We start from the raw sequence: 6,623 nt of genomic DNA, 5'->3' as shown, positions 1-6,623 counted from the left end.
CCATTAGAGAGAGGAACTGAAAAAATAATCAGCCGGACTTTGATAGGAAAGTGCTGGTGTCCAGTGATACCGTGGAACCGCAGTTATGTCTTTTAAAATAAGGGCATAGCTGCTTTTTTTATGTCAAAAACCCAACGATTTGAAAGAAAGGACGGAGAATCATGACTGTAAGATTTATGAAAGGGACGTCAATCGCAGAGCTGGAGCGGGAAATGCAGCAGGTGCCAGGGTTCAGGCCACGTAAAAGCGGAATCATCCGGAGCCGGCAGGCTGGAGAGACAGCGGGGATTGGAAGCTGCCGGTATGTCAATGTGTGGAGAGCAGAAAAAGAACAGGGTAGGGACGGCCATCTGTATACCGCAGCGGATGAGGAAATGCCTTCTGCATTCTATCAGATTTTACTCAGACTGTTGACAGAGGAGCTACCGGGATCAGCCCTGACGGTCCGGGTAGGGAAGCTCCGGGAGGAAGGGGAGAAAGGGATTATGTTTTTTAAAAGTGAGGAACACAGGCGGCGGTTTCGGGCGCTCATGCGCTGCGGTTTATATCCGGGGCTTGTGACGGAACCGGGATTCGCTGCCGCCGTGTTTCTATTGAGCAGCGAGGAGAGGCTTTGGGAAAAGGCCGGGCCATTTGTGCAGGAGCGGACGATTGACTACAGCCGATTCCGCCTTCGCGGGGCTGATTTGGACAGCTATGCAACGTTCTGTGTGGCAAAGGAATTATGTACTGGAAAACCTTATGTGTCTTTATCAGAGTTAGGGGATCCGGAGTTGTTCCATGACGGGCTGTTGCGTCTGATTATCCATGCGATCTTAATCAGCCGGCATGGAATAGGGACTGTCTTAAATGAGGAGGAAGTGGAATGTTAGAAATCCGGATTGGCTATGGGGATATGGTTTCAGAGCTGATGAGAATTCCTATGTCGGCTTCAGACTTTGAGGCTGCAAAAAAGATACTGGACGAGGGGAAAGCCGGGAATCAGACGGTGACGGTCCGTTCTCTGGTTTCACCGGTTCAGCCACTGTCAGAGATGATTACAGGGATGGATTACGGAGATGAGATGATGCGGAAGGAACTGGACTTCCTGGATTTGCGGCTGCGGCATATGACAAGGAAAGAACAGGACATTTTTTCTGTGGCGCTTAAATTGGAAGCGCCCGGAACGCTGAAGGAGATCATCAATCTTTCCTTTAACCTGGATTTCTATGATCTGTTGGAGGATATCAGTGATCCGGGGCGAATTGCGGCAGAGCTATTACGCAGGGGGAAACAGATTGAGATACCAGAGGTACTGTATCCTATGCTGGATTTTGGACGGATCCGAGATTCCTATTTTGCAGACCACAGAGGGGATTACTGTCCAAGTGGTCTGATTCTAAAGCGTGAGGATACTGTTTATAAAGAAGTGTATCAGAACTACCTTCCGGATCCGGGATATGATAAAAATTCGCTATTTCTGCTTCATCTGCGCCGCCCCTCGCAAAATGGAATGGTAAACGTTTCTCTGGCAATCCCGGCAGATAAAGAAAAAATGGAACTGGCCAAAAAGGAACTGGGGATACTGGAGTTTTCCGAATGCCAATGGAATCAGTACGGAGGACCGCTTGATGAACTGCGTCATTATCTTCCGGTAGGGAGTGAGATAGAAGAACTGAACCGGTTTGCCTGGTTTTTAAAAGAAAAGGTGTTGGACGGCACGGAACAGATCGTGGAAAAGCTGAAAGCGGTGTTAACCGCGGAATGCCCCCGCAGCCTGGATGAGGCCACGGATGTTTTAAGTGACCTGGATCATTATCAGATCCTTTCAGAATTTAGAACACCAGAAGACTATGCCAGATGGCGGATGAAAGATGACGGTTCGCTGTATGTTTCCCGGTTTTGTGAAGCATACCTGGATTGGAACAGTCTGGGAAAGGCGCTGATGAAGCGGGATGGAACCAGGTGGTCGGAACAGGGAACCGTGCTGTGTGATGAGTGGCATTGCAATGAACTGTGCGAGAACGATTCCATTATCAGACTATACAGTCCACTGTTGGCAGAATTGGTGGATGAAGATGAGTATTCCTCTTCTCTTTCCTCTGTTGGATTGATTTCTTATGAGGAGGATATCCGGGAGGCGATTGCCGCAGATGATATCTTAAAAACAGAAAAAGGACTTGGAGAGTACCTGGATAATCAACTTTTAAAACAAAGGGTAATCAGTATGCGCCCAACCGTAGAACGTTATCAATATAATCTTTGGGGTGTGCTGGAAATCAAGAGCCATGGGGAGTTGAATCCAGAAGAACTGGAGGTCCTCAAACGGGAATGGGTCGGACAAGCTTGTGATGGCTGGGGAGAATGTTTTTCACAGGAAGGCATCGAGTGTGAGTCGGATTGTGATCTGTATGTCTATTTTGGCCATTCTAAATTTCGTGTACAGACGGAACAGGAGCTGAAGGGGATTGTCTCGGAGCAGGAACTGACAGGCATGGAGGGGATGGGCGGCATCTCATAAAAAGAAGGGAAGGAGCCAGTCGACAGCTGTGAAACGATAAATCTGAAAGAGGAGGTGAGGGAGATGGATGTATTATGAACGTGTCCGCAGCGATTTGCAGCAGGCAGAAAGGACGATCATCATAGCATTGCGATCAAATATAGATTTAGAGACAGAAAAGAGAGCTCTGGAGGAATCGCTTAATCTGGTACAGGAGGTAGCGGAGAAATGCCGCTTGGTGCAAGCTGAGTCTGTCCAGAAGACATTTTCGCAGGGAATGAGCATGGAGTGAACCATGCAAGAGGAAGAGGGAGAAAAGGAAAGGAGGATGAGAGGTATGAGTAAACCCATGAAGGTATGGATCTATGCCTTCCAGTTTGAGGAAGATCCTGCTTATCAGGGAAGTGTTCTTTCTCTGCCGGCTCACCAGGAGGCGGTAAAGGATGCGTTTCAGAGGGCCAGACTAAAGGAGGGGGAGCCTTATCTTTTGGACCGCGGAGGGTACTGGCCGGGTTTTATCGAATCGGTTCTGGAGCGCTACAATCATACACTGGAGGAATTAAATCTGTTAGCTTATAAGCTGTCACAAATGACAGAGCGGCAGATTGAAGTTTATGAAGGGGTTTTAAAGGTTCTTCCGGAGCAAAATATGAAGCAGGTTATCAATGGTCTGTATAACCTGGAGCGGTTTGAATTCCTCCCAGGGATCCGATGTGACAGTGATATCGGGGAAATGACCATTGAAAATGATCTGGATCCACTGTTAAAGGAGCTGCCAGGAGACATTTACCCGCTTTTAGATACTGAAAAGGTTGGAGCATATGTAAGAGAAACGGAAAACGGCGTGTTTACATCCAGGGGCTACTGCTACCGTGTTTCAGATCAGTGGCAGGAAGTCTATGACGGGAAGCAGCTTCCGGAACAGGTAGAGATTCACCAATCTCTGTTTTCTCTGTACCTTGTCCCAGAGGCAACGAACCCGGAAGATTTAGGAGTGGGAGTTTGGTTGGAACTTCCGTATGATGAAGCGACAAAAGTCCAGGTGTTCGAGAGTTTGGGACTGGAATCATTCAAGTATTGTAGGATTGCCAAAGTGCGTTCTGCTGCTCCGCTTTTTGAGCAGTTAACAGGGCAAGATCATGACATAGAACGGTGGAACTACCTGGCGGTGAAGGTAACGTCCATGACGGAGAAGGAGCTGCTGAAATACAAAGCAGTGGCTGAGTTTGAAAGCTGTTCCAGTTTAGAGCAGGCTACTGAGCTGACAGATAGGTTGGCTCAGTATGCGTTTGATCCGGCACAGGTGACTTATGCCACCTACGGCAGGGAATGTCTGGAGCAGATGGGAGCAGACCTGGAGGCACAGGCATTTCGGAGGTTTGACTTTGAAGGTTATGGGAAAGAACTGTATGTCCAGACCGGAAGGAAGCTCACAGCCTATGGGGCGGTCTCAAAGGAGCCCGACCTGGTGGAAGTTCAATCGGAGGACCATGCCATGATGACGCAGGAAATGGGATAGAGGAGGCGAGGTAGTATCAACAGTTTTATATCCTGGGTGGGGGGCAAAAAGGCGCTGCGGAACACGGTGTATGAATTGTCTCCGGCCAGTTTTGAACGCTATATTGAGGTGTTTGGAGGCGGCGGCTGGGTGCTGTTCGGGAGACCGCCGGATCCAAAGGTGATGGAGGTCTATAATGATTTCAATTCCAACCTGACCAATCTATATGCCTGTGTGAAGAACCACACCATGGAGTTTTTGCGCCAGCTGGGATTCCTGCCTTTAAACGGAAGGGACGAATTCCTTGTGCTGCGAAGGTTTTTAGAGGGACAGGAGTTTGCAGGAACTTTTCTTGCACAGGAATTGGAGCTGGCAAGGCATAACCTGCCGCCCCTGGAGTTCGAGGAACTGCGTTCCCTCTTTCTGGAACGCGCAGAGCCGGGGGATGTCCAGAGGGCGGCGGCATTCTACAAAGTAATCCGGTACAGCTATGGAAGCGGCTGCACATCCTTTGGCTGTCAGCCCTTTGATGTGAGAAAGACCTTCCACCTGATCTGGCAGGCGGCGGACCGGCTGGCGAATACGGTCATCGAGAATAAAGACTTTGAGGCGCTCATCCGGCAGTACGACCGGGAGAACGCCTTTCTTTATTGCGATCCGCCTTATTTTATGACGGAGGATCACTATGAGGTGGAGTTCCCGAGGCAGAACCATGTGAGGCTTCGGGAAACTCTGGCAGGCTGCCAGGGAAAATGGATGGTCAGCTATAACGATTGCGACTATATCCGGGGACTGTACGAGGGCTGCCACATCACGGCGGTCAGCCGGATCAATAACCTGGCCCAGCGCTATGACCGTGGGTGTGAATTCCCGGAGGTAATCATTACCAACTATGATCCCCAGGAGCGGAAGAAATGGGGCCCACAGCAGATGAACCTGTTTTCTGCCGGGCTGTTGGGAGGTGAGACGGAAGATGGAAGGAATTGAGAAACTCTGGTGGGCAAAGCATCGGCTGGAGGAACAGACAGAAGGAAAACAGCGCCTGATTATTGGAGCTGGAGGACACCTCTTCGTGAAGGTAGATGACAGCTGTCTGGCGGCTTGTTACTTTGCCATGGTCAGGAATCAGAAAACCGGGCAGTATCACGCGGACGTAAAGGGCTATTTGCGGACGTTCAGCGGGTACTGCAATGGAACACGGCTGGAACAACTGTCGGAGGAAATAAGCGGGCTGGCGGCGCTTGTGAAGGAACTGGAGGCCGCGCAGCTTAGTGTGAGTGAAGAGGAACTTCAGGAATTCATCCGGGAGTTAGAACAGCAGGAAACAGCAGAAGGAGAGGAAAGGGAGGCGTGATGAGAAACGTGAAAATCAATGGAAGAGTGGCGGAGGATGGAAGCATCATCCTGCCGCCAGGTGTATTGGAAAGCATGTGCCTGCCCCCGGGGAATCTGGTAACGCTGGAGTTTGCCCCCACCAGTCCGGTAAAAGAAGCTAACGGCTATGGGCCGCGGTTTCAGGTGGAAACGGGGATCTGTGAGACGGATATCATTGCCGATGAGGAGGAAGCAGCGTTAGTAGTCCCTCATGATTTACTGAACGATGCCCATATCCCAATGGATGCAGGGCTGGTGGTGCAGACGATTCCGGGGGCGATTTTAATCGGTGATACGGATCCCATGGCGGCGGTCCAGGCGCCGCTTCTGGAGATCCTGTCCCTGTTTGGGATATCTGCGGAGGAAGCGTACAAGACAATCGAAGAAGGAGGGTACTACGATGAGTAAGCTGGTATATAAGGTGATGGACAGTAAGGGAAGAGTGTTAATTCCGCGGGAACTGCGTCTGGCGGCCGGTATGTGCGGCGGGGATATCCTGGCCCTTCAGCTCCAGGATGGAAAGGTATCCGTGCGTAAGGTAGAAATCGTGGAGGTGGGGGACCAGTCACCGGAAGCAGTAGAAGCCTACGTCCGCGCCGCCATTAAAACCATGCCAGATGCGGTCCGCTTAAGCCTGATTTCAGACCTGTCCGGGCTGGTACGGGAGAAAGAGGAATACCATGTCGGATAGTCGGATTTATGCAGACAGGGATTGTGTGGAGACAGGAAGTGGCTGTTCTCTGAAGGGGAAGGTGATTGTCCTGAAAGAATCTGCCCAGGAGGCTGGCTTTGGCCGGCAACTTTATTACTGCACAGGCGGGAAAGGAGCCAATGCGAATGCCCTGGGAAAGTCTGTGTTTCTGGTGAATTTAAAGAACGGAGAGTTTGAACGCTGCATTCGGGATCATGTGCTTGGGGTGTTAAAGCCGGAATTGCTGCCGGATGAGGAGAAGCTGCAGCTTTCCCAGATCCGCCCACTTGGAGCCCTGCCTTTGGAGAACCATGAACCCCAGTACAGCGGATACAGCTTTCTGGAGGATGGAAGGTATGCGGCCGGGGTGTGGCTCTGCAATGAAAAGGAAGCCATGGAATATGTGGAAATGCAAAAATCCTATCAGCACCGGATCATGCTCTGTGACCGGAATGATTTCTGTGTTTGGGAGGTGCGGGATGGCAGGCAGGTTTACCCCACACAGGAAGAGTTGGATCAAATGCGCCAGGGATTGGAAGGCAGTCCGGGACCAATGCAGATGTAAGAAGAGAATTGCGATT

9 protein-coding genes are annotated in these 6,623 nt (G+C 50.6%); all 9 read left to right on the top strand.

The features are described 5' to 3' along the window. Window positions 1-161 precede the first annotated feature (161 nt). The 9 genes from ACLTD4_RS23060 to ACLTD4_RS23020 all read left to right on the top strand — a co-directional run bounded on the left by ACLTD4_RS23060 (window position 162) and on the right by ACLTD4_RS23020 (window position 6,607). Window positions 162-872: a hypothetical protein gene (locus ACLTD4_RS23060; protein WP_117634165.1), complete on the top strand. Its 711-nt coding sequence runs from the start codon at window positions 162-164 to the stop codon at window positions 870-872. Beyond that, window positions 866-2,500, top strand: a complete 1,635-nt coding sequence (locus ACLTD4_RS23055; RefSeq protein ID WP_412331584.1) for a hypothetical protein — start codon at window positions 866-868, stop codon at window positions 2,498-2,500. Before ACLTD4_RS23060 ends, ACLTD4_RS23055 begins: the two co-directional genes overlap by 7 nt. A 67-nt stretch (window positions 2,501-2,567) precedes the next feature. Then, the gene (locus ACLTD4_RS23050) at window positions 2,568-2,771 is read left to right on the top strand and encodes a hypothetical protein (protein ID WP_117634163.1); all 204 of its coding nucleotides are present in this window, start codon (window positions 2,568-2,570) and stop codon (window positions 2,769-2,771) included. A 45-nt stretch (window positions 2,772-2,816) separates the two neighbouring features. Beyond that, complete coding sequence (locus ACLTD4_RS23045; protein ID WP_117634162.1) at window positions 2,817-3,998, top strand: hypothetical protein; 1,182 nt, start codon at window positions 2,817-2,819, stop codon at window positions 3,996-3,998. Window positions 3,999-4,013: 15 nt separating this feature from the next. Further along, the gene (locus tag ACLTD4_RS23040; protein WP_333490851.1) at window positions 4,014-4,964 is read left to right on the top strand and encodes a DNA adenine methylase; all 951 of its coding nucleotides are present in this window, start codon (window positions 4,014-4,016) and stop codon (window positions 4,962-4,964) included. Continuing rightward, a complete protein-coding gene (locus ACLTD4_RS23035; protein ID WP_412331583.1) occupies window positions 4,951-5,331 on the top strand; it encodes a hypothetical protein in 381 nt (126 codons plus the stop codon). Before ACLTD4_RS23040 ends, ACLTD4_RS23035 begins: the two co-directional genes overlap by 14 nt. Continuing rightward, window positions 5,331-5,759 (top strand): hypothetical protein, encoded by a 429-nt coding sequence (locus ACLTD4_RS23030; protein WP_117634159.1) that lies wholly within the window; start codon window positions 5,331-5,333, stop codon window positions 5,757-5,759. The genes ACLTD4_RS23035 and ACLTD4_RS23030 overlap by 1 nt, the downstream gene beginning before the upstream one ends. Continuing rightward, window positions 5,752-6,042 carry an AbrB/MazE/SpoVT family DNA-binding domain-containing protein gene (locus ACLTD4_RS23025; RefSeq protein WP_117634158.1) on the top strand — a complete coding sequence of 97 codons (291 nt, stop codon included), beginning with the start codon at window positions 5,752-5,754 and terminating at the stop codon, window positions 6,040-6,042. Before ACLTD4_RS23030 ends, ACLTD4_RS23025 begins: the two co-directional genes overlap by 8 nt. Next, window positions 6,032-6,607, top strand: coding sequence for a hypothetical protein (locus tag ACLTD4_RS23020; RefSeq protein ID WP_117634157.1), 576 nt, complete (start codon window positions 6,032-6,034; stop codon window positions 6,605-6,607). The genes ACLTD4_RS23025 and ACLTD4_RS23020 overlap by 11 nt, the downstream gene beginning before the upstream one ends. The last annotated feature ends 16 nt before the right edge of the window (window positions 6,608-6,623 follow it).

It is taken from the genome of Hungatella sp. (assembly GCF_046966825.1).
Note: the sequence above shows the minus strand (reverse complement) of the source record. Positions and strands in the feature narration are given on the sequence as shown.

Bases quoted from the DNA above. Each gene is read 5' to 3' on its own strand.
- ACLTD4_RS23035 (WP_412331583.1), top strand. From the start codon at position 4,951: ATGGAAGGAATTGAGAAACTCTGGTGGGCAAAGCATCGGCTGGAGGAA.
- ACLTD4_RS23025 (WP_117634158.1), top strand. From the start codon at position 5,752: ATGAGTAAGCTGGTATATAAGGTGATGGACAGTAAGGGAAGAGTGTTA.
- ACLTD4_RS23020 (WP_117634157.1), top strand. From the start codon at position 6,032: ATGTCGGATAGTCGGATTTATGCAGACAGGGATTGTGTGGAGACAGGA.
- ACLTD4_RS23030 (WP_117634159.1), top strand. From the start codon at position 5,331: ATGAGAAACGTGAAAATCAATGGAAGAGTGGCGGAGGATGGAAGCATC.
- ACLTD4_RS23050 (WP_117634163.1), top strand. From the start codon at position 2,568: ATGTATTATGAACGTGTCCGCAGCGATTTGCAGCAGGCAGAAAGGACG.
- ACLTD4_RS23045 (WP_117634162.1), top strand. From the start codon at position 2,817: ATGAGTAAACCCATGAAGGTATGGATCTATGCCTTCCAGTTTGAGGAA.
- ACLTD4_RS23060 (WP_117634165.1), top strand. From the start codon at position 162: ATGACTGTAAGATTTATGAAAGGGACGTCAATCGCAGAGCTGGAGCGG.
- ACLTD4_RS23055 (WP_412331584.1), top strand. From the start codon at position 866: ATGTTAGAAATCCGGATTGGCTATGGGGATATGGTTTCAGAGCTGATG.